17 protein-coding genes and 2 pseudogenes are annotated in these 21,319 nt (G+C 70.9%); 9 read left to right on the top strand and 10 right to left on the bottom strand.

Annotated features, from left to right (window positions below; all coding sequences use genetic code 11):
- Positions 1 to 11: 11 nt before the first annotated feature.
- The 6 genes from PV419_RS18910 to PV419_RS18885 form a co-directional block, all read right to left on the bottom strand.
- On the bottom strand, positions 12 to 1,154 hold the full coding sequence (locus PV419_RS18910; protein WP_319690445.1) for a CaiB/BaiF CoA-transferase family protein: 1,143 nt from the start codon (positions 1,152 to 1,154) through the stop codon (positions 12 to 14).
- A gap of 88 nt (positions 1,155 to 1,242) precedes the next feature.
- Positions 1,243 to 2,211: an acetylxylan esterase gene (locus tag PV419_RS18905; RefSeq protein WP_319690443.1), complete on the bottom strand. Its 969-nt coding sequence runs from the start codon at positions 2,209 to 2,211 to the stop codon at positions 1,243 to 1,245.
- Between the two features lie 118 nt (positions 2,212 to 2,329).
- Positions 2,330 to 3,373: a LacI family DNA-binding transcriptional regulator gene (locus PV419_RS18900; protein ID WP_319690440.1), complete on the bottom strand. Its 1,044-nt coding sequence runs from the start codon at positions 3,371 to 3,373 to the stop codon at positions 2,330 to 2,332.
- A 217-nt stretch (positions 3,374 to 3,590) separates the two neighbouring features.
- Entirely contained in the window at positions 3,591 to 4,415 is an 825-nt protein-coding gene (locus PV419_RS18895) for a hypothetical protein (RefSeq protein WP_319690439.1), read from the bottom strand.
- A gap of 220 nt (positions 4,416 to 4,635) precedes the next feature.
- On the bottom strand, positions 4,636 to 4,890 hold the full coding sequence (locus tag PV419_RS18890) for a hypothetical protein (RefSeq protein WP_319690437.1): 255 nt from the start codon (positions 4,888 to 4,890) through the stop codon (positions 4,636 to 4,638).
- A gap of 129 nt (positions 4,891 to 5,019) precedes the next feature.
- Positions 5,020 to 6,987 carry a glycoside hydrolase family 127 protein gene (locus tag PV419_RS18885; RefSeq protein ID WP_319690435.1) on the bottom strand — a complete coding sequence of 656 codons (1,968 nt, stop codon included), beginning with the start codon at positions 6,985 to 6,987 and terminating at the stop codon, positions 5,020 to 5,022.
- A 228-nt stretch (positions 6,988 to 7,215) separates the two neighbouring features.
- Here PV419_RS18885 and PV419_RS53315 point away from each other — a divergent pair, with 228 nt between their 5' ends.
- The 7 genes and pseudogenes from PV419_RS53315 to PV419_RS18845 all read left to right on the top strand — a co-directional run bounded on the left by PV419_RS53315 (position 7,216) and on the right by PV419_RS18845 (position 14,271).
- Positions 7,216 to 9,099 (top strand): family 43 glycosylhydrolase, encoded by a 1,884-nt coding sequence (locus tag PV419_RS53315; protein ID WP_415925330.1) that lies wholly within the window; start codon positions 7,216 to 7,218, stop codon positions 9,097 to 9,099.
- Positions 9,099 to 10,547 (top strand): RICIN domain-containing protein, encoded by a 1,449-nt coding sequence (locus PV419_RS18870; RefSeq protein WP_319690433.1) that lies wholly within the window; start codon positions 9,099 to 9,101, stop codon positions 10,545 to 10,547. Before PV419_RS53315 ends, PV419_RS18870 begins: the two co-directional genes overlap by 1 nt.
- A gap of 125 nt (positions 10,548 to 10,672) precedes the next feature.
- Positions 10,673 to 11,338: pseudogene (locus PV419_RS18865) on the top strand (beta-L-arabinofuranosidase domain-containing protein); the annotation flags it as partial.
- Between the two features lie 13 nt (positions 11,339 to 11,351).
- A pseudogene (locus tag PV419_RS18860) lies at positions 11,352 to 11,944 on the top strand (beta-L-arabinofuranosidase domain-containing protein); the annotation flags it as partial.
- Positions 11,945 to 11,980: 36 nt separating this feature from the next.
- On the top strand, positions 11,981 to 12,559 hold the full coding sequence (locus PV419_RS53310; RefSeq protein ID WP_415925342.1) for a hypothetical protein: 579 nt from the start codon (positions 11,981 to 11,983) through the stop codon (positions 12,557 to 12,559).
- A 30-nt stretch (positions 12,560 to 12,589) separates the two neighbouring features.
- A complete protein-coding gene (locus PV419_RS18850) occupies positions 12,590 to 13,201 on the top strand; it encodes a LamG domain-containing protein (protein ID WP_415925341.1) in 612 nt (203 codons plus the stop codon).
- Between the two features lie 62 nt (positions 13,202 to 13,263).
- Positions 13,264 to 14,271, top strand: coding sequence for an aldo/keto reductase (locus tag PV419_RS18845; RefSeq protein WP_319690431.1), 1,008 nt, complete (start codon positions 13,264 to 13,266; stop codon positions 14,269 to 14,271).
- A gap of 27 nt (positions 14,272 to 14,298) precedes the next feature.
- Here PV419_RS18845 and PV419_RS18840 read toward each other — a convergent pair whose 3' ends face one another.
- The 4 genes from PV419_RS18840 to PV419_RS18825 form a co-directional block, all read right to left on the bottom strand.
- Positions 14,299 to 15,126 carry an alpha/beta hydrolase gene (locus tag PV419_RS18840; RefSeq protein ID WP_319690430.1) on the bottom strand — a complete coding sequence of 276 codons (828 nt, stop codon included), beginning with the start codon at positions 15,124 to 15,126 and terminating at the stop codon, positions 14,299 to 14,301.
- 100 nt (positions 15,127 to 15,226) lie between these two features.
- Positions 15,227 to 15,994 carry an enoyl-CoA hydratase-related protein gene (locus tag PV419_RS18835; RefSeq protein WP_319690429.1) on the bottom strand — a complete coding sequence of 256 codons (768 nt, stop codon included), beginning with the start codon at positions 15,992 to 15,994 and terminating at the stop codon, positions 15,227 to 15,229.
- 65 nt (positions 15,995 to 16,059) lie between these two features.
- Positions 16,060 to 17,379 carry a hypothetical protein gene (locus PV419_RS18830; RefSeq protein ID WP_319690427.1) on the bottom strand — a complete coding sequence of 440 codons (1,320 nt, stop codon included), beginning with the start codon at positions 17,377 to 17,379 and terminating at the stop codon, positions 16,060 to 16,062.
- The gene (locus tag PV419_RS18825; protein WP_319690425.1) at positions 17,376 to 18,986 is read right to left on the bottom strand and encodes an amino acid adenylation domain-containing protein; all 1,611 of its coding nucleotides are present in this window, start codon (positions 18,984 to 18,986) and stop codon (positions 17,376 to 17,378) included. Before PV419_RS18825 ends, PV419_RS18830 begins: the two co-directional genes overlap by 4 nt.
- Positions 18,987 to 19,488: 502 nt before the next feature.
- Between PV419_RS18825 and PV419_RS18820 the strand changes: the two genes are divergently transcribed.
- The gene (locus tag PV419_RS18820) at positions 19,489 to 20,124 is read left to right on the top strand and encodes a TetR/AcrR family transcriptional regulator (protein ID WP_319690424.1); all 636 of its coding nucleotides are present in this window, start codon (positions 19,489 to 19,491) and stop codon (positions 20,122 to 20,124) included.
- A gap of 94 nt (positions 20,125 to 20,218) precedes the next feature.
- Positions 20,219 to 21,301, top strand: a complete 1,083-nt coding sequence (locus PV419_RS18815) for a GTP-binding protein (RefSeq protein ID WP_319690422.1) — start codon at positions 20,219 to 20,221, stop codon at positions 21,299 to 21,301.
- Positions 21,302 to 21,319 lie beyond the last annotated feature (18 nt).

Below are 21,319 nucleotides of genomic sequence, written 5' to 3'. Positions count from 1 at the left end.
GCCCCGCCCCGCTATCGGGAGAACTCGGCGCGCACCGCCTCCGTGTGCTCGCCGAGCGCGGGCACCGGCCGCATCGCCGCCTGGCGCCCGTCCACCTCGACCGGCGGCAGCAGTCCGCGCAGCGGACCCACCGGGGAGCCGAACTCCCCCCACCGCGCGCGGGCCTCCAGCTGCGGATGGGCGGCGAACTCCGTGACATCGCGGAGCCGGGCGTTCGCGATGCCCGCCCCGTCCAGCAGCGCGATCAGCCCATCGGCGGTGTGCGCCGCGAAACACTCCTCGAGCTCCGCCGTCAGCTCCTCGTCATGCTCGCGGCGCGCCGGGTTCTCGGCGAACCGCGGATCGCGGATCAGTTCCGGGCGGCGCAGTACCCGCTCGCACAGGGCGATCCACTCGCGGTCGCTCTGCACGCTGAGAAAGACCCGCGCGCCGTCCCCGCAGCGGTAGGGCCCATACGGCGAGATGGACGGATGGCGGGCGCCGCTGCGCGCGAGCGGAGCGCCGCCGTAGGCCTGTGCGAAGTAGGGGTGGCCCATCCATTCGCCGAGCGCGTCCAGGAGACTGACGCTCAGATCGGTTCCCTCGCCCGTACGCTCCCGCTCGTACAGCGCGGTGAGAATCCCGCTGTACGCGTACATCCCGCCCGCGATGTCCGCGATCGAGATCCCGGGCCGCGCCGGAGCCCCCGGGTCGCCGGTGATCGACAGCAGACCCGCCTCGCACTGGACCAGCAGGTCGTATGCCTTCTTGTCCCGGTAGGGGCCATCGGCGCCGTAGCCGGAGATGGCGCAGGTGATCAGGCGCGGATGCCGGTCGCGCAGCACCCACGCGCCGAGGCCGAGCCGGTCCACGGCGCCGGGCGCGAGATTGTGCACGAACACATCCGCGTCGGCGACGAGCGCGTCCAGCAGCCTGCGGTCGGCGTCGCCCTTGAGGTCCAGGACGACGCTCTCCTTACCGCGGTTGACCCAGACGAAATAGGCGGACATGCCCTTGACGGCGCGGTCGTAGTCGCGGGCGAAGTCCCCGCGCCCCGGCCGTTCCACCTTGATGACGCGGGCGCCGAGATCGGCGAGCTGGCGGGTGGCGAACGGGGCGGCGACGGCCTGTTCCAGAGCGACGACGGTGATGCCGTCCAGGGGCTGCGTGGGCACGGGCGACTCCTTCGGTGCGTGCTTGAGGCCCCTTTCTTCCCCTTCGGGGGCGGCGGCCGAACGCCCGCAGCCCCCGAAGGGGCGCTCCTCAGCCGAACAGGCCGCGCAGAAACGCGATCTGCTCGGCCTGCTGGTGTACGCCCCCGCCCTCATGGCCGTTGAAGGCCCACACCTTCAGGTCCTTGTCGCCCGCGTAGTGGTTGTACGCGGCGAAGCCGCAGGACGTGGGGGTGATCGGGTCGCGCAGCGCGGTCGAGAAGAGCGCGGGTGCATGGGCGCGGGCGGCGAAGTTGAGCCCGTCGAAGTGGTCCAGGGTGGCCAGGACCTGGTCCGACAGGTCCCGTCGGCCGGCGCAGAACCGGGCCACTTCGCCGTACGGGTCGGCGTCCGTGATCTCCACGGCGCGGCGGATATGCGTCATGAACGGCACATCGACCAGCGCCGCGGTCAGATCCGGCACCAGACCGGCCGCCGCCAGGGCCAGACCGCCGCCCTGGCTGCCGCCGCTGACGACGATCCGCCCCTCGTCGACCAGCGGGTGCGTACGGGCGGCTGCCACGGCGCGTACCGCGTCGGTGTACAGCCGGCGGTAGTAGTAGTCGTCCGGGGACAGGATCCCCTTGGTCATCTTGCCGGCAGCCTCGGGTCCGGTGCCGCCGACCGGGTCCGGCGTGGTCCCGGGGTTGTTCGGGGACGCGCCCTGGCCGCGGCTGTCCATGACGAAGACCGCGTAGCCCACCGAGGGCCACAGCAGCCAGTTGTGCGGCAGACCCCGGCCGCCGTTGTAGCCGATGTACTGCACCACGCATGGGAGCGGGCCCGCCGCGTCCCGCGGCGCCAGCAGCCAGCCGCCTATCCGGTGCCCGCCGAACCCGGAGAACTCCACGTCGTAGGTGTGCAGACGCGCCAGCCCCGCGTCCGTCTCGGTGAACACCGCGTCCAGAGCGTGCTCACCCGCCTCGGCAAGGGTGCGCTCCCAGAAGGCGTCGAAGCCTTCGGGCTCGGGCAGCGCCGGCTGGTAGGTGCGCAGCTGGTCCACGGGCATGTCGACAAACACGGCGGGGGTACCTCCCGGGTCTTTCGAGCATGGTTCGTTCGGTAAGCGCTTACCGTAGCGGCAACGCTCACCGTCGTACATGATCGTCCGGATATCCGATCGGCGTTCGACTTCTCGGTCAAGAGGGAAGACCGGCCGGAGGAGTGGTGCTGGAGCGGACCACGAGACGGGTGGACAGCTCCGTCCGGGTGCCCTCGGGCACCTCGCCCGACATCAGCCGCAGCAGACTGCGCAGCGCCGTCGCCGCCATCTCGGACAGCGGCTGACGCACCGTGGTGAGCGCGGGAGTGACCCAGCGGGCCTGCGGCAGATCGTCGAAGCCCACCACGCTGATGTCGTCCGGCACCCGCAGCCCCCGCTCCGCCACCGCCTGATACACACCGAGCGCCATCTGGTCGGAGCAGGTGAAGACGGCGGTGGGCGGCTCGGGCAGCTCGAGGAGCTCACACATCCGCTGATGGGAAACGGTTTCATCGAAGTTGCCGTACCGCACATAGTCCGGCGGGACGCGCAGCCCGGCCGCCGCCATTGCCGAGCGGTACCCGGCGACCCGGGCGCTGCTGCACAGCTTCCGCCGATAGCCGCCGATCACCGCGATCCGCCGGTGTCCGAGGCCGATCAGGTGCTCCGTCGCGCTCACCCCGCCCTGCCAGTTGGCGGCACCGACGGACGGCACACCTGGGGGCGGGTCCAGCGCGGGGTCGATCATCACAAACGGGATGCGGTGCTCGTCCAGCCACGTGTACTGGGTGGGCGTCAGCTCGGCGAGGTTGAACAGCACCCCGGAACTGCCGCGGGCGCAGAGTTTGTCCAGCCAGCCCCGCTCGGGGCGGCCGCCGCGGGTGCGGGTGAGCCCGGCCGAGACCACCACGTCCAGCCCCGCGTCGTGCGCGGCCCGCTCCACGCCGTGCAGCACCGCCCCTGACCACGCGGTGTCCAGCGAGTGCACCACCAGGTCGATCAGGGCCGGCGGCTTGGACGCCTCGAAGCGAGGCCGGCGCACATACCCCAGGCGGTCCAACACCTCGGTGACCCGGCGCCGGGTGTCCGGGGCGACGTCCTCCCGGCCGTTGACCACCTTCGAGGCGGTCGGCACCGACACCCCCGCCTCACGGGCGATGACCGCCAGGGTAGGCCCCGTCGATCCCGAGGATCGTGCCATCGAGAATCCCCTTCCGTACCCACCAGTTGGCGAAAATTTCGAATACGGGGACTCACCCGCTCGAAACGTTGACTGGATAGCAACCGGTTCCTACATTAAGGCGCCCCCAGTCGGCGGGGAACCCCTGGAATTGAGGATTCAACATCGCTCGAAACTTTCGGAAAACCACAGACAGGCCCCGTACGCTGGGGGGCGTACGGGGCCGCGGCGCGGGTGTTTACAAGCCGTAGCGGCTCTTGAGGTGGCGCCAGAAGTCGCGGTACATCCACTTGTCGAACTCGGTGATGTGATCGGCCGTCCCCGCCTGCATCAGGAAGCCGCCGACACCGGTCGGGGTCCAGTCGTAGAAGTCGTCCAGACCGTAGGTGTGGCCTATCTCGTGCAGCAGGATATGGATGTTGTCCTGGTTCACCGTGCCGACCATGTACTCACTGCCGATGCGCTGGCCCCAGTCGCCGCCCGCTCCGCCGCCGAAGCCCTTGGTCAGCCACAGCGACTGGTCGTAGTGGCGCGCCGCGCCGCCGGGACACTTGGAGTAGTTGCCGTCCTGGTGGAAGAAGCGGCCGCAGTCGGGGGCGCACTGCGGCGCGCCGCCGCTGTCCAGCCCGGTGTAGATGTCGACCGAGTTGTCGGCCCACTGGAGGGTCGAGCGGTTCTTGACGGCCCAGCCGACGATCTTGACCGGGACATCGTTGTACGGGAAGCCGTCGAAGCCCGCGACGGAGTCGATCCACTTCTTGGACTGTCGCTTGAGGGCGGTGTGGATCTGATCGCGCAGCGCGGCACTGACGGGCTGGTCCGATTCCCAGCGGACGCAGTAGTTGAGGCTGCCCTTGTTGGCCATCACCTGGTCCCAGCCGTAGTTCTTGAAGCCGTACAGGTTCGGGTAGGTGGACTCGACGTGCTTCCATACCTCGTTCAGCGGCTGGACGAGGTTGCTCGGCGGGTTCCAGGTGTCGGCCGTCGCCGAGGGCGCGGCCCCCGCGGGTGCGGAGAAACCGATGACGGACAGCGCTCCGGCCGCCACGGCGACCAGGAGCATTCGGAGTCTTCTCAAGAGCGGCATGGCGGCTCGCTTCCGGGTCGGGAAGTGGGAGCGGGCGGCACGCCCCCGCGGAGGGGCGGTACGGGTGCGTGGCCGCCCGCGACGGTTGGTCGCCGCCGCTCGCCGGAACGTTGCCGCCGTCGCCCGCCGGACATACGCGCTGCCGCCCGCCGAGAAGCGCCGCAGTCCTGCGGAGGGCCCCGGCCCTGACGCGGCCCTAACGCCGCCGGCGCCGCTTGCGCCGCCTGCTCCAGAACCAGCCTGCCGGGGGCTCGTCCGCCCGCCATGGCTGCGGCTCGGGCGCGCGCCGCCGCCAGCGCGCGGTCAGCATCCGGGTCCGTGCGGCGGGCTCGGACACCTCCGCGCCACGTATGAAGTCCTCGTCCAGGACGACGTCGTCCCAGTCGCCGGGTTCGCCGGGTTCGCCGGATTCGTCGGGGTCCGCTCCCCGGTCCGTGGAGCCGGTGCTCAAGGGACACCTCCCGTTCGCCGGTGCCCTCGGGCACAAGACCGTGTTCCTCAGCGGCACAACGTCCCGACCACCCGGCGAGTTCCACCGCTCGGTGCTGGGGCACGCGGCGCGCGGAGCTGGCGCAAGCGCTTACACGGGGATCCACACCCGCATCGCACCGGCCTCGCGGTTCGCCCACGCGTAGTAGGGGATCGCCGTCACCCGGACCGGCTCGGCGGCGAGGGCACCCGGTGCGTCAGGCGCGCCGGCGTCGGCGTACGGCCACCAGCCCTCGGGCCGGACCTGGGAGCGCAGCGCCCCGGTGGTGATCGCGGTGACCCCGCCCAGCAGCTCCGGCCGGTGCGCGGCGTGCAGCGCCGCCCCGGGGTCGAGCCGGACGCGGTCGAGCCTGAGGCCGGCAGGCTGGTCCGGCGCCTCCAGGCAGTACACCAGCGGCCCGCGCTCGATCGCGACGCAGCCGCGCACCGCGTCCGCCCGGGGGTCGGGCCGGGTGAGCCGGGGGCGCAGCGGCAGGCCCAGTACCACCGTCTCGCCCGGGCGCCAGCGGCGCCGCAGCCGTAGCCAGCCGCTCTTGGCCCGCGCGGCCACCGGCCCGCCGTTCACCGTCACCCCGTACTCGTCCGCCCAGTGCGGGATGCGCAGTGACAGGGTCCAGTCCCCGTCGCCGGGGACCTGGTCCACGACGACCGCGATCCGGCCCTCCCAGGGGTAGCCGGTGCCCACCCGCACCGCCCCGCCGCCCGCCGCGTACGAGCCCGACGCGTACTGGTGCAGCTGCAGGCCCTCCGCGTCGCCACTGGCCATGTAGTGCGGCAGCGAGGCAAGCAGCCGCATCACGTTCGGCGGGCAGCAGGCGCAGCGGAACCATTCCGTGCGGCGCGCCCCCTGGTCGCCGTGCGGGCCGGTGTAGTCCTCGCGGACCTGGAGCGGGTTGACGTACAGCCAGCGGTTCCCGTCCAGCGAGACGCCCGACAGGAAGCCGTTGTACAAGGTCCGCTCGACCAGGTCGCTGTAGCGGGCCTCGCCCGTCAGCAGCGCCATGCGCCACCCGAACTGGATCGAGGCGATGGCCGCGCAGGTTTCGGCGTACGCCCGGTCCGGCGGCAGCTCGTACGCGTCGCCGAACGCCTCCGAATCGTGCCGGGAGCCGATCCCGCCGGTCAGATAGGTCTTGGTGGCGGCCATGTCCTCCCACAGCCGCACCAGCGCCTCCCGCAGCCCGGGATCGCCGGTCTCGGCCGCCAGGTCCGCGGCCCCGGCGAGCAGATACAGCTGGCGCACGGCGTGCCCGGTGACCTCGGTCGCGTCCCGCACCGGGGTGTGGTCCTGCCAGTAGGGCGCGCCCGGGCGGCGGTCGGCCTCCCGGTCCTCGGCGCCGTCGCCGAGGCTGCCCGCTCCCCGCCGGTCCACGAAGTAGGCGGCGAGGTCGAGATAGCGCCGCTCGCCGGTCTCCCGGTACAGCTCGACCAGTGCCGTCTCGATCTCCGGGTGTCCGCACACCGCGTCCACCGGCTTGCCGGGGCCGAAGGTGGCGTCGATGTGATCGGCGAACCGCACCGCCACGCCGAGGAGTTCGGCGCCTTTGGTGGCCCGGTGGTGCGCGACCGCGGCCTGGATGAGATGGCCCGCGCAGTACAGCTCGTGCCCCCAGTGCAGCTCGGTCCACCGCTGAGCGCCCGGCCTGACCTGGTAGTACGTCTGGAGGTAGCCGTCGGTGTCCTGCGCGGCCGCCACCAGCCCGGTCAACCGGCCGACCTGCCGGGCCAGTTCCCCGTCAACCGGCCCGGCGGCCCCGGCCGCGCCCGCAGCCCCATCTGGTCCCTCGGCCAGCTGCCAGGACGCGGCCTCCAGCCACTTGTGCACATCGGAGTCCTGGAACTGGAAGTCGCCGCTGAACCCCGGTGCCTTCGCTTCGGCGGCCGCCCGCAGATTGTCCAGATTGCCCGCCTCCTCGAGGCGGTGCGGGCCCTGCGCGATGCTCACCTCGGCGTTGGTGCGGCGCCTGGCGGCCCAGAAGCCGCCGGTGATACGGGCCGTCGCGGCCGGGCGCAGTGCGGTGTGCGCACCCTCGGAGAGTCGGATCGGTCCTGCGGTCATCTGCCTACCACTTCTTCCTGGTCACAGACACGGAAACCGGTTGTCGCGGTGAGCTTAGGTAAGCCTGGCCTCCGCGACAAGGCTTCCGTCTCGTACTGGAGAACGGCCTCGGCGCCGCGGCGTTTTCGAAACTTTCGCACCCTCCTCAGGGCCTGCCAGAAGTCATCAGAAGCTTTAATCTCCGAACAAAATCGATCACGGGGGTCCATCATCAGGAGACAGGCAGACATGAGCAGCAGCGAACAGCAACCCGGCCGCCGGCTGGTCCTCAAGGGCGCCCTCGCCGCGGGCGCCGTTGTGGGCGCGCCCGGCCCGGCCCACGCCGCGGGCCCGGCCGCCGCGCCGAGCGAGGCCAAGGCCGAGCCGTACCGCAATCCGCTCGTCCTGCAGCGGGCCGACCCGCACATCGTCAAACACAGCGACGGCTACTACTACTTCACCGCCACCGCACCCGAGTACGACCGCATCGTCCTGCGCCGCTCCAGAAGTCTGCAGGGCCTGGCCACGGCCGCGGAGTCGGTGATCTGGAGGAAGCACGCCAGTGGTGACATGGGCGCCCACATCTGGGCGCCGGAGATCCACTTCATCGACGGCAAGTGGTACGTCTACTTCGCCTCGGCACCCGCCAACGACGTCTGGAAGATCCGGATGTGGGTGCTGGAGAACGCGAGCGCCAACCCCTTCACCGGCACCTGGACCGAGAAGGGCCGCATCACCACCCCCCTGGACTCCTTCTCCCTCGACGCCTCCACTTTCGTCCACCGGGGGACCCGTTATCTCATCTGGGCCCAGTCCAACCCGGCCGTCGGCAACAACTCCAGCATCTACATCGCCCGGATGGCGAACCCATGGACCATCACCGGCCCGCAGGTGGAGATCTCCCGCCCGACGTACGACTGGGAGACCCGCGGCTACAAGGTCAACGAAGGCCCCTCGGTCCTCCAGCGCAATAGCCGGGTCTTCCTGACGTACTCCGCGAGCGCCACCGACAGCAACTACTGCATGGGGATGCTGACCGCCACCGAGGGCAGCGACCTGCTGGACCCCGCGTCCTGGGCCAAGACTCCGACCCCGGTCTTCACCAGCAATGACACCACCAAGCAGTACGGTCCGGGACACAACTCCTTCACCGTCGCCGAGGACGGCCGCACCGACGTCCTCGTCTATCACGCGCGCCAGTACAAGGACATCACCGGCGATCCGCTGAACGACCCCAACCGCCACACCCGCGTCCAGACCCTGCGCTGGAAGGCCGACGGCACCCCGGACTTCGGTGTCCCGGTCGCGGATGCGCCCGTGCGCGAGGTGAAGGCGACGACGCGGTACACCATGACCGCGTTCACCAACAGCAGCGAGTCGAATATGTATGTCTACGATTCGCCGGACGCGCTGACCTACAAGCTGCTCAAGGGCCCCGCCTACACGCCCCCGGCCCAGCTGATCCGCGACCCCAGCGTCATCAAGCACACCGACGGCTACTACTACATCGTCTACACCGCCAACTGGACCGGCAACACCATCGGCTTCGCGCGCAGCAGCGACCGGGTCAACTGGACCTTCGTGCGCGACCACACCCTCCCGGTGGCCGGTCTGGAGCGCACCTGGGCGCCCGAGTTCTTCGTGGACACGAACGGCAGCGTGAACGTCATCGTCTCGCTGGACACCACGTCCACCTCCGGCCAGACCTTCCGGCCGCATCTGCTCACCGCCACCAACGCCGCGCTGTCCTCGTGGACCACCCCGAAGCCGATCACCGGCCTGGACACCGCCAACTACATCGACACCTTCGTGGTCCGCTACGCCGGTCAGTACCACGCCTTCACCAAGCAGGAGACGACGAAGTACATCGAGTACGCCACGGCCACCAGCCTCGGTGGTCCGTACACCTTCCGCGGCACCGGCGACTGGGCGGGCTGGGGCAGCTGGCGTGAGGGGCCCGCGCTGGTCCACCTGGACAACGGCGCCTGGCGCATCTACTTCGACGGTTACGCGGACCACAAGTACTACTACAGCGACAGCCTCGACGGATTCCGGACCTGGACCCCGATCAGGGAGCTGCCCGGCCTCTCCGGATTCGCCCGCCACTTCACCGTCCTGAAGGAGAGCGTGTGATGCCCGCTCTGAAGCTGAGGCGCCCCCGCCTGTGGACGCTGGTGGCCGCCGTGTGCATGGCCGTGCTGGCCCCGCTGCTGTGCGCGTCCGGTGCCCAGGCCGCCCCCGTGACCATCCTCAACGGGACGCAGTTCGCGACCACCTCGGGCGATCCGGTGCACGCCCACGGCGGGGGAGTCATCAAGGTCGGCGCGTACTACTACTGGTTCGGTGAGAACCGCAACGCGGACAACACCTTCCGCTATGTCTCCGCCTACCGCTCGAAGGACCTCAAGAGCTGGGAGTTCCGCCGACACGTCCTGACCGAGGCGACGGACCCCGAGTTGGCGCAGGCCAACATCGAGCGGCCCAAGGTCCTCTACAACCAGCGCACCAAGCAGTTCGTCATGTGGATGCACAAGGAGAACGGCACCGACTACAGCGAGGCGCGCGCCGCGGTCGCCACCTCCCCGACCGTCGACGGCGACTACACCTGGCGGGGCAGCTTCCGGCCCCTGGACCAGCACATGTCGCGGGACATCACGCTCTTCCAGGACAGCGATGGCACCGGCTACATGGTCTCCGCGGCCCGGGAGAACTACGACCTGCAGATCTACCGGCTGACCGACGACTACACGGGCGTGGCGAGCCTGGTGGCCAACCCCTGGCCCGGCGGCCACCGCGAGGCGCCCGCCCTCTTCAAGCGCGGCAACGTCTACTTCATGCTGACCTCCGGCGCCACCGGCTGGAACCCCAACCAGCAGAAGTACGCCACCGCGACCGACCTGGCGGGGCCGTGGACCGAGATGAGAGATGTCGGCGACGCGACCGCGTACGGCTCCCAGACCGCGTACGTCCTGCCGGTACAGGGCGACCGGGCGACGTCCTATCTGTACCTGGGCGACCGCTGGGGCAACTCCTTCGGCGGCAAGGTCAACGACTCCCGCTATGTGTGGCTGCCGCTGTCCTTCCCGACCTCCCGCACCATGACGATGGACTGGTTCCCGCAGCTGTCCGTCGACACCGAGGCGGGCACCGTGACCGGCTCCGGCGGGCCGTACCGGACGCTGGTGGCCCGGCACAGCGGCAAATGCGCCGACATCACCTCCGCCGCTCAGGCCGACGGCACCGCGGCCGTGCAGTACACCTGCAACGGCGGTGGCAACCAGCTGTTCTGGTCCAAGGACACCGGCGACGGCTACATCCAGCTGGTCGCCCGGCACAGCTCCCAGTGTCTGACCGTCAGTGGCGCCTCCGCCGACGACGGCGCGAAGGTCGTCCAGTCGGCCTGCGGCGCGGGGACGAACCAGCAGTGGCAGGCCACGGACGCGGGCGACGGGTATGTGCGGCTGACCTCCCGCAGCAGTGGCAAGTGCCTGGACGTCGCGGACGAGTCCACCGCGGACAAGGCCGCGATCGTGCAGTGGACGTGCACCGGCGGAGCCAACCAGCAGTGGCGGCGCGGCTGAGCGGGCTGGCCGGTCCAGTGTCCTGTTACCGCTGGGGCTGTTGACTTCCACAGAAGTGCCGGTAGCGTCGCCGTGCGCAGCATGTCGGACATTGTTCGTAATTTCGAACCTCTGTGAGGGAAGACATGAACGAACCAGTCGACAGACGGCACTTCCTGACCACTACGGCCTCAGGTGCCGCGGCCGTCGCGCTCACGGCCGCGGCCGGCGGCACCGCCATGGCTGCCGCCCCTGCCGCATCCCGCGGCCGGGCGCGGGCGCTCACCAGCGTCCGGCCGTTCCCGCTCGGCGCCGTCACTTTGCTGCCGAGCGCCTTCAAGGACAACCAGTCCCGCAACACCGCCTATCTGCGGTACGTCGACATCGACCGGCTGCTCCACACCTTCCGGCGGGGCGTCGGCCTGGCGAGCAGCGCCCGGCCGTGCGGCGGCTGGGAGAGCCCGACCACCGAGCTGCGCGGCCACAGCACCGGCCATCTGCTGTCCGGGCTGGCCCTCACCCACGCCAACACCGGCGACACCGCGCTGCTGGACAAGAGCCGCAAGCTGGTCTCCGCGCTCGCCGCCTGCCAGGCGAAGTCCCCGGCGGCCGGCTACGGACCGGGCTATCTCTCGGCCTTCCCCGAGAACTTCCTCGACCGGCTGGAGTCCGGGTCCGGGGTGTGGGCACCGTACTACACCATCCACAAGATCATGGCCGGGCTCGTCGACCAGCACCGGCTGGCGGGCAGCGCCGAGGCCCTGGACGTCGTGCTGCGCCAGGCCGCGTGGGTGGACGCGCACCGGCAAGCTGAGCTACGACCAGATGCAGCGGGTACTGCAGACCGAGTTCGGCGGCATGAACGAGGTGCTGGCCGACCTGCACGCGATCACCGGCGACACCCGATGGCTGAGGGTCGCCGAGCGCTTCACCCACGCCCGCGTCTTCGACCCGCTCGCCCGGAACGAGGACCAGCTCGCCGGGTTGCACGCCAACACCCAGATCCCCAAGATGGTCGGCGCCCTGCGGCTGTGGGAACAGGGCCTGGCCGGCCGCTACCGCACCATCGGCGAGAACTTCTGGAAGATCGTCACCGACCACCACACCTATGTCATCGGTGGCAACAGCACGGCGAGGCGTTCCACGAGCCGGACGCCATCGCCGCCCAGCTGTCGAACACCTGTTGCGAGAACTGCAACAGCTACAACATGCGCAAGCTCACCCGGCTGATCCATTTCCACGCGCCCGACCGCACCGACCTGCTCGACTACTACGAGCGCACGCTCTTCAACCAGATGCTGGGCGAGCAGGACCCCGCCTCGGCCCACGGCTTCAACATCTACTACACCGGCCTCGCGCCCGGCGCCTTCAAACAACAGCCGTCCTTCATGGGCACGGACTCGAACCAGTACTCCACCGACTACGACAACTTCTCCTGCGACCACGGCAGCGGCATGGAGACCCAGGCCAAGTTCGCCGACACCATCTACACCTACGCCGACCGCAGGCTGCTGGTGAACCTCTTCATCCCCTCCGAGCTGCGATGGCAGGAGAAGGGCATCACCTGGCGCCAGACCACCGGCTTTCCCGACCAGCAGACCACCACCCTCACCGTGGCCTCCGGCGCCGCCTCCCTGGAACTGCGCGTGCGCATCCCCTCCTGGGCCACCGGCGCCCGCGCGGCGCTCAACGGCACCACCCTCCCCCGCCAGCCGAAACCCGGCAGCTGGCTGGTCGTCGCGCTCCTGGAAGACCGGCGACCGCGTCGAGCTGACCCTGCCGATGGCGCTGAAGCTCGACCCCACACCCGACGACCCGGATGTCCAGGCCGTGCTGTACGGGCCGGTCGTGCTCGCCGGGGCGTACGGCAACCGCCCCAATATGACCATGCCGCGGCCGGTGAAGGACTCGGTGCGGCAGCAGTCCGGCGCCACGCTGAAGTTCACCGCCACCGCGAGCGGCGAGACCGTCACCCTGCTCCCCGTCGCCCGCGTCCACCACCAGAACTACAACGTCTACCGGCTGACCGGTGAGCCGCCCACCCCGCCGCCCGCCTTCGCCGCCTGGCACCGCTTCGACGAGACCGGCGGGACCAGCGCCGCCGACGCCACCGGCAACGACAAGATGCCAGGCTCACCGGCGGCGCCTCCTGGACCACCGGGAGGACGAACGGCGCGGTCGCGCTGAACGGCACCGACGGATACGTCGACCTCGCCGACGACCTCCTGGCCGGGGCCACCGCGTACAGCGTGGCGGCCTGGGTCCGGCTGGACGGCCAGGCCGTGGAGTGGTCCCGGATCTTCGACATCGGGACGGGCGTGACCGCCAACATGTTCCTCACCCCGCGAGCCGACTCCGGCAGGCTGCGTTTCGCCATCACCGCGGGCGGAGGCGGCGCCGAGCAGCGCATCGAGGGGGACCCGCTGCCGACCGGCCAGTGGACCCATGCCGCCGTGGCCTACGGGGCGGGCACCGCCGTGCTCTACGTGAACGGGCGCGAGGCGGGCCGAAACGCACAGGTCACCGTGGAGCCGCGCCACTTCGGCAACCATCTCCGCGCCGCCTGCCTGGGCAAGTCCCAGTACCCTGACCCGTACCTCAAGGGCGCCATCGACGACTTCCGTGTCTACGGCAGGACGCTGACCGCGGCGGAGGTCACGACCCTGGCACAATGACCACGGTTGACACCGAGGTCGAAAAAACCACGAGAACCACATTTGGAACGAGGACGACGCACATGGTCTATCTCGCCGACGAGGGCCGTTACGGCTCCATGCACTACCAGCGCTGCGGCCGCAGTGGCGTGCTGCTGCCGAAGGTCTCCCTCGGCCTGTGGCACAACTTCGGCGACACCCACCCGGTCGAGACCCAGCGCGCGGTGCTGCGCCGCGCCTTCGACCTCGGGGTCACGCACATCGACCTGGCCAACAACTACGGCCCGCCGCCCGGCAGCGCCGAGTCCAACTTCGGCACGATCTTCGCCCAGGACTTCCGCCCGTACCGCGACGAGCTGTTCATCGCGAGCAAGGCCGGATATCTGATGTGGCCGGGCCCGTACGGCGAATTCGGCTCCCGCAAGTACCTCCTCGCCAGCCTCGACCAGTCCCTGACCCGGATGGGCCTGGACTACGTCGATGTCTTCTACTCCCACCGCTTCGACCCGGACACGCCCCTCGAGGAGACCATGGGCGCGCTGGACACCGCGGTGCGGCAGGGCAAGGCGCTCTACGCGGGCCTGTCCAACTACCCGCCCGAGGCCATCGAGCGGGCCACCGCCATCCTCAAGGAACTGCGCACCCCGTACCTGATCAACCAGCACCCGTACTCCATCCTGCAGCGCGGGGTGGAGGGCGGGGTGCTGGAGGCCTCCGCGCAGGCGGGCGTCGGCGTCATCGCCTTCTCGCCGCTCGCCCAGGGACAGCTCACCGACCGCTACCTCGACGGGGTGCCCGCCGACTCCCGCATGGCGGTCGGCCACTTCCTCAAGCGCGAGGTGCTCACCGAGCAGCGGCTCGCCCTGCTGCACGCCCTCAACAAGCTCGCCCAGGGCCGTGGCCAGACCCTCGCCCAGATGGCGCTGGCCTGGGTGCTGCGCGACCCGCGCGTGGTGTCCGTGCTGATCGGCGCGAGCAGCGTCGCCCAGCTGGAGCAGAACGTGGCGGTGCTCGACGCGCCCGCCTTCACCGACACCGAGCTGGCCGAGATCGACCGGCTCTCGGCCGAGAGCGGCGTCGAGATCCCCTGAATCCCCGACGACCGCAGTCGGCGTCCCTCAGCCGGCCGGCCTTCGCAGGTGAGTGGCCCCGGGCTCGCCGAGCCCGGCGGTCCACTCCTCGACCAGCCCGATCAACGCCTCCCGCCGGTCCTCGTGCAGATAGTGGCCGCACCCCTGCCACGCCTCGACACGGGAGTACGGGTGGGCGAGCGCGGCGCGCTCCCAGTCGGCCGCCGCCTCGCTCGAGTACACGCCCAGCACCGGGCAGCGGCGGCGCGCCAGATACGCCCGCGCCGCCGCCCGCGCCCCGAAGGCGTCCGGCGCCAGGTACATCCCGTGGCGGCAGCGGGCGAGCACCTCGGGGTCCATGGCCGCCATCAGCCGCTCATGGCGCGCCCGCACCTCCGGCGGGGTGTGCGGCCCGAAGGCCCCGCGGACGAACCGCACCGCCCACGCGGCGCCCTCGGCGCGCAGCGCCTCCTGCTCCGCGGGCAGCCGGGCCATCTCCGCCTCGTCCGCGCCGTACGCCGGGTCCAGCACCACCACGGCCCGTACGAGGGCGGGGTACTCGACGGCCAGCGCGGTGACGGCCTGCCCGCCCATCGAGTGGCCGACGGCGACGACGGGGCCGGTGTCCAGGCGGTGCAGCAGGGCCGCGAGGTCGGCGGCGAAGTCACGCGGCCCGTAGCCCCCGCCGCCGGGCGCGGGGGAGCGGCCGTGGCCGCGCAGGTCCGGGGCGAGCACCCGGTACCGGCGCGACCACGCGGCCAGGTGCGGGGCCCACTCCCCGGCGTCGCCGCCCCAGCCGTGCACCAGCAGCAGCGGGGGAGCGCCCGTACCGCCCTCGTCGCAGTGGAGCGGCACGGCGGACGGGCGTGTGGTCATGCTGGTGTCCTCCCGGTCGTGGACGGCTGCGGAAGATCCTGCCAGAAAGCGCTTTCCAGCGGCTCGGGGAAGTCCCGTGTCCTTTCCCCGAGCCGCCGGTTCAGCGGCCGGTGAAGCGCGGGGCGCGCTTGTCGAGGAATGCCCGCATCCCCTCGGACTGGTCCTCGGTGGCGAACAGGGCGTGAAACGTCCGCCGTTCGAACAGCAACCCTTCGCGCAACCCCACCTCCAGGGCCCGCTCCACCGCCTCCCGGGCGGCCCTGACCGCGGTCCTGCCGTACGACGCGATGGCGGCGGCCACCTCCACCGCCTCCTCCATGAGCCGGTCGTCCGGCACGATGCGGGAGACCAGACCGCAGCGCTCGGCCTCCTGCGCGTCCATCGTGCGGCCGGTGAGGATCAGGTCCATCGCCTTGGCCTTGCCCACCAGCCCGGTCAGCCGCTGGGTGCCGCCGATGCCCGGGATCACCCCCAGCTTGATCTCCGGCTGGCCGAACACCGCGGACTCGCCCGCGAGGATCAGATCGCACATCATGGCCAGTTCGCAGCCGCCGCCGAGCGCATAGCCGCGGACCGCGGCGAGCTTCGGGGTGCGCAGCGCGGCGAACCCCTCCCAGCCCGCGAAGAAATCCTCCTCGGCCATCTCGACGAAGGACTTGGGCGCCATCTCCTTGATGTCGGCGCCCGCCGCGAAGGCCCGCTCGGACCCGGTGATCACGAAGCAGCCGACGTCCGGGTCGATGTCCAGCGGTGACAGCGCCGCGACCAGTTCGGTCATCACCTCGCTGTTCAGCGCGTTGAGCACGGTGGGGCGGTGCAGCCGCGCGATGACCACGCGCTCATGTTGCTCGATCTTGATGACATCCATCGGGTCTCCTTGGAGGGGCATACGAGTGGGCTGCGGGTGGGCTGCGCGAGCGGGGCCACGAGTGGCTACGAGTCCCAGATGGCGCCGTACGCGGGGATCCCGCGGCGCTCTATGCCGTGGACGACCTGCCAGGTCAGCTTCTTGTTGGAGATGCAGATCACGGCCTCCGCTCCGAAGTCGGCGTACGCGGCGTGGGCCAGCTCGACCATGTCGGGCTTGCCGTGCTCGGAGGTGTCCCAGATGAGCGCGTCGGGCTGGACCGCGAGGATCTCGTCGACCAGCCGGTCGCCGTAGGTCCTGCGCGGATCGCGGGTCGCCCAGACCAGACGGGCCGGGACCTCGCGGGCCAGCAGATGGGGGAGACAGGGGCCGATGCCGCTGCCGGTGGCCACATAGACCACCTTGGTGAACAGGGTCTCGATGTTGGCCACGCCCGCCGTGGTGATGCCCTTGACCCAGACGTGGGAGGGCGCGTCGTCGATGAACTTCCCCGTCCAGTCCCCGGCGCGGGAGATGGTGAGGCGGAACCCCGTCTCGCCGGGGGCGGGCACATTGGCGAAGGAGTGCCACTCCAGCAGCGGGTTGCGACTGATGGCCGTCGACGACCCGGCGAACGGCGTCACGCCGTGGTCGAAGCGGACGAGCGCCACATGTGAGGAGGGGCGCTCGATGGCCACCGGTACCCGGCGCAGCCGCAGCCACGGCAGGGCGACGCTGAAGGTCAGCACGGCCAGGGTCCACAGCTCGGGAGCCGTCAGCAGGGCGGCCGCGGCCAAGGCGCCGCCCCGCTCGTCGAGCGTGGTCAGTACGGTCTGCGCCCACAGCAGGGCGAGCGCCGCCCAGCCGCCGAAGCGGTGTGCCTTCTCGAAGTGGTCGTGGAACCGCGCCCGGAAGGGCGGCAGCGCGGTGGCCACGATGGCCACCAGCAGCCCCAGCAGGACGTACGAGACGGCGAGTGTGGCGGCCGGGGCCCCGTGCCGGGTGAGCGAGCCGACCAGGGCCAGGAACCACAGCGTGCCCGCGGTGGCCCCGCCGACGTGCAGCCCGCCGAAGTGGTAGACCTTGGCCAGTGTCCAGCGGATCCGCAGCGGCCAGCTGGTGGGCGCCGCGGTGGCGAGCCGGAACAGCAGATTGATGACGTACTGCTGGCGGACCACGATCGCCAGCAAAAAATTCGCCAGCGCGGCGTGGGAGAGGGTCCGCGGCCCGAGCCCCCCGTCCGCGCGGTGGGCGAGGAACGCCAGATTGACCGCCCACACCAGCGCGATCAGCCGGTTGTAGTGCATCAGGCGTGGGTGCTTGAGGATCCGCCGCGGCAGCGAGGTCGGCGGCGGCAGCGCCACCTTCGCCCGGGGCGCCGGGGCCACGGTGCGGGCGGGGGTCACGACGCCACCTCGCCACTCGCCCGAAGTTCGGCGGCCAGTCGCAGCAGGGCCGCCTTGTCGACCTTTCCGCGGCTGGTGAGCGGCAGGGCCGCCATCGGGTGCACCGCCCGCGGCACGCAGTAGTAGGGGAGCGCGGCGGCCACGGCCCGGCGCGCCGCCTCGGGGTCGAGGTGGGCGGGCGAGACGAAGGACACCAGACCGGCGTCGTCCGGCTTCAGCGTCACCGCGCGGGCGCAGCCGGGCAGGGACTCCAGCACCGCCGACACCGAGTCCAGCTCCACGCGGAACCCTCGCACCTTCACCTGGTCGTCGGTCCGGCCCAGGTGTTCCAGCTCCCCGTCGGGTGTCCAGCGGCCCAGGTCGCGGGTGCGGAACATCATCCGCTCCCCGCCCAGGAAGGGGTCGGGCACATATCGCTCCGCGTTCAGCGCGGGGTTGTGCAGGTACCCGGCCGACACCCCGTCACCGCCGGCCCACATCTCACCCGTCTCGCCGATGGCGCAGGGCCGCCGGTCCGCGTCCAGGACGTACACGGTGTTGTTGGGGGTCGGGCGGCCGATGGTCAGGCGCAGCGCGGCGGGGTCGTGGCGCTGCATGGTGTTCACGATGGTGGTCTCGGTCGGCCCGCACGCGTTGTAGAAGGTGCAGAAGCGGGCCCACCGGTCGGCCAGCCGGCGCGGGCACGGTTCCCCGGCCACGGCCGCCACCCTCACCTGCCGACACTGGTCGGGGTCGATCCGGCTGAGCACGGTCGGGGTCGCGATGACCACGTCCACCCGCCGCACGGTCTCGGCGATGTCCTTGCCGCGGATGACCAGCGTGGCACCGTGGCTCAGGCAGCCCAGGATCTCCCACGCGGCCATGTCGAACGCCACATTGAGGATCTGGCTGACCCGCGTCCCGGGGCGCATGCCGAGGTCGCCGGGTTCGGTCAGCAGGATGTTGCAGACGTTCCGGTGGGTGACGGTGACCCCGTTGGGGTGCCCCGTGGTGCCGGAGGTGAAGAGCACATAGCAGCCGTCGTCGCCCCGTGCGGGCCGGGCGGGCCGGAACGTCCGCGGGGGCTCCAGGGGCTCGGCCATCACGGTGTCGATCGCGACGAGGACGTGGCCGTCGGGCGCCGGGATCCGGTCCGCGAAGGCAGACGTCGTGAGGATCACGCGGGTCCGGGCGGTGCGGATGACGTGGTCCAACTGGACGCGGGGGGTCAGCCCGGCGTCCTGCGGTACATACGCGGCTCCGGCCTTCAGTGTGGCCAGCAGGCCGACCAGCATGGGGATGGAACGCCGCACGCATAACGCGACGTTGTCGCCGGGGCGCACGCCGAGCCGGGCCAGGTGCGCGGCCAGCCGGTTCGCCTGCCGGTCCAGCTCTGCGTAGGTGATGGTCGCGCCGAGGTGTTCAGCCGCGACGGCGAGAGGATCGGCGGCGGCGTGCCGCTCGAAGGCGTGGTGGACACCGGCCCAGGGCACGGCCGCCACCGGCCCCCGGCCGAACCGCTGGAAGAGGTGGCGGTCCTCCTCGGACAGCTCCTGCAGCGGGTGTGCCGACCGGGCCGGTGCCACGGCCCGTTCGCTCGGTTCCTGGTGCGTCGTCTCCGGGTACATGGTGTCGTTCCCTCCGAGGTGATGGGGCCCGACCGCCGGTGTGCGCGATCGTGTCGAGGCATGGGCGCGCCGAGCGGCGCACCGAGCAGGATGTTCGGTATGTCGATCCGCGTTCGATTGAACGTGCCGGGGCGTGCCAGGACTGGCGGGTGTGGGGGAGAAGTGTGACGAGCCGCATGTGTCGAAGAGTCGGCGCTCCGGCGCTGAGCGGTTTGCGCGGGCCCGGCCCGGGTCACACGGGCATCGTGTGGCACAGGTGCATCAGCCGTCTCTCTTGTTGAGAGCTTAAGGACCTGGCGGGTAGCTGCGGAAGACGGCTGACAGGCGCAAGTCGGCCAGGATCCCACTAGAGTCCGGCGGCGCCAAATGGTAGGGCTTGCGGTGTTGATGCCGACCTGGCGGCGGCGGGAGCGCGGGTGCGGACGAGGAACCGATCGATGGCCGGGCCGGTGCGCGTGGCCGATACTGGTCGCCGCCCGGGGGAGGGTTACGGTTGCGTCCTATGAGCGGCGAGACGGGCTTGCGGGAGCGCAAGAAGCAGCGGATGTACCGGACGATCTCCGAAACGGCGATCTCCCTGTTTCTGAAACGGGGCTTCGACCAGGTCTCGGTCGCCGATGTGGCCGCCGCGGCCGAGGTGTCCAAGCCCACCTTGTTCCGGTACTTCCCGGCCAAGGAGGACCTGGTGCTGCACCGCTTCGCCGACCACGAGGACGAGGCGGGCCGGGTGGTCCGGGGCCGCCCGGCGGAGCAGTCGCCCCTGGCCGCGCTGCACCAGCACTTCCTGGCGGGGCTGGATCGGCGCGATCCGATCACCGGCCTGAGCGACGAGGCGGGCGTCCTGGCATTCCACCGGCTGCTGTACGGCACGCCGAGTCTGGTAGCCCGCCTGTTCGAGTACACCAGCAGATCGGAGGAGGCGCTGACCACGGCGCTGGGCGCAACCGGCGGACCGGACGACCTCGCGCCACGCCTCGCGGCGGGCCAGATCATCGCGGTCCAGCGGATCCTCGCCCTGGACAACTGGCGCCGGATCGAGGGCGGCGCGAGTGCCGAGGCAATCTACCCGGGCGCGGTGGCCGCCGCCGACCGCGCGTTCACCATGCTGCGTACGGGGCTCGCCCCCTACGCCGGATAGGATGAGCCGTCTCAGCCGCGCGCCCACGAGCCGCCGCACACGCATCACCGCAACGGAATCACCACAACGGCATCACTGCAACGGAGTCGCACCCTTGGCCACCAGGCGGATCCCGGTCGTACTTGTCACTGGTTTCCTGGGCTCCGGAAAGACCACCATGCTCAACCACCTGCTGCGCGGCAGCGTGGACACCCGTATCGGCGTCATCGTCAACGACTTCGGAAGCATCAACATCGACGCGATGGCCGTCGCCGGCCAGGTCGACTCCATGATCCCGATCGAGAACGGCTGTCTGTGCTGCGCCGCGGACTCAGCCGAGATGGACGGGATGCTGGACCGGCTCACCGAGCCGTCGCTGGGCATCGACGTCATCGTGATCGAGGCGAGCGGCCTCGCCGAGCCGCAGAGCATGATCCGTACGCTGCTCTCCAGCGTGAACGAACGCATCCTGTACGGCGGGCTGGTCGAGGTCGTCGACGCCGCGGAGTTCGAGAACACACGGGAGCGCCACCCGGAGCTCGACCGGCATGTGCGGGCCGCCGACGCGGTGGTGCTCAACAAGGCCGACCGGGTCGGGGAGCCGGAGCGCAGCCGGGTGCTGGAGGCCCTCGCACGCATCGCCCCGGGCACCCCTGTCGTCACCGCCGAACACGGGCGCGTCGACCCCGGCTTCCTCTTCGACCGCGGCCCCGGCGCGCCGAGCGGGCAGCGGTTCCACCAGCTCTCGTTCGCCGAGGTGTGCACGGACGAGCACGACTGGCACGAACACCTCCACGCCGCTTACCAGAGCGCGGAGTTCACGGCCGACCGGCCGCTGGACCCGCGCAGGTTCATGGAATTCCTCGACGGCCGGCCCGCCGGGCTCTACCGGATGAAGGGGTTCATCCACTTCGCCGCGCCCGGGCACGGTCAGAAGTTCGGCTTGCACGCGGTCGGCTCCTACCTCCGCTTCCAGCCGTCGGACTGGGCGCCCGGCGAGGCGCGGACGACACGACTGGTGATGATCGGGGCCGGAATCGACGCCGACGCCCTCACCAAGGAACTGGCGGGCTGCGTGGCCGCCGTCCCGGAAACCGTCGGCGACCACCACATGATGGGTGTCCTGCGATACGTCCGGGCGCAGACGGAAGAGATGGACGAGGCAGGCATCGAGGAGCCCGGCCCGCCGCGCGACTGACGCGCTTAGTGATCCCCC

Origin of the sequence: Streptomyces sp. ME19-01-6 (genome assembly GCF_033793745.1) — a bacterium.
Classification (GTDB): Bacteria; Actinomycetota; Actinomycetes; order Streptomycetales; family Streptomycetaceae; genus Streptomyces.
This window is presented reverse-complemented; position numbering and strand designations above follow the sequence as displayed.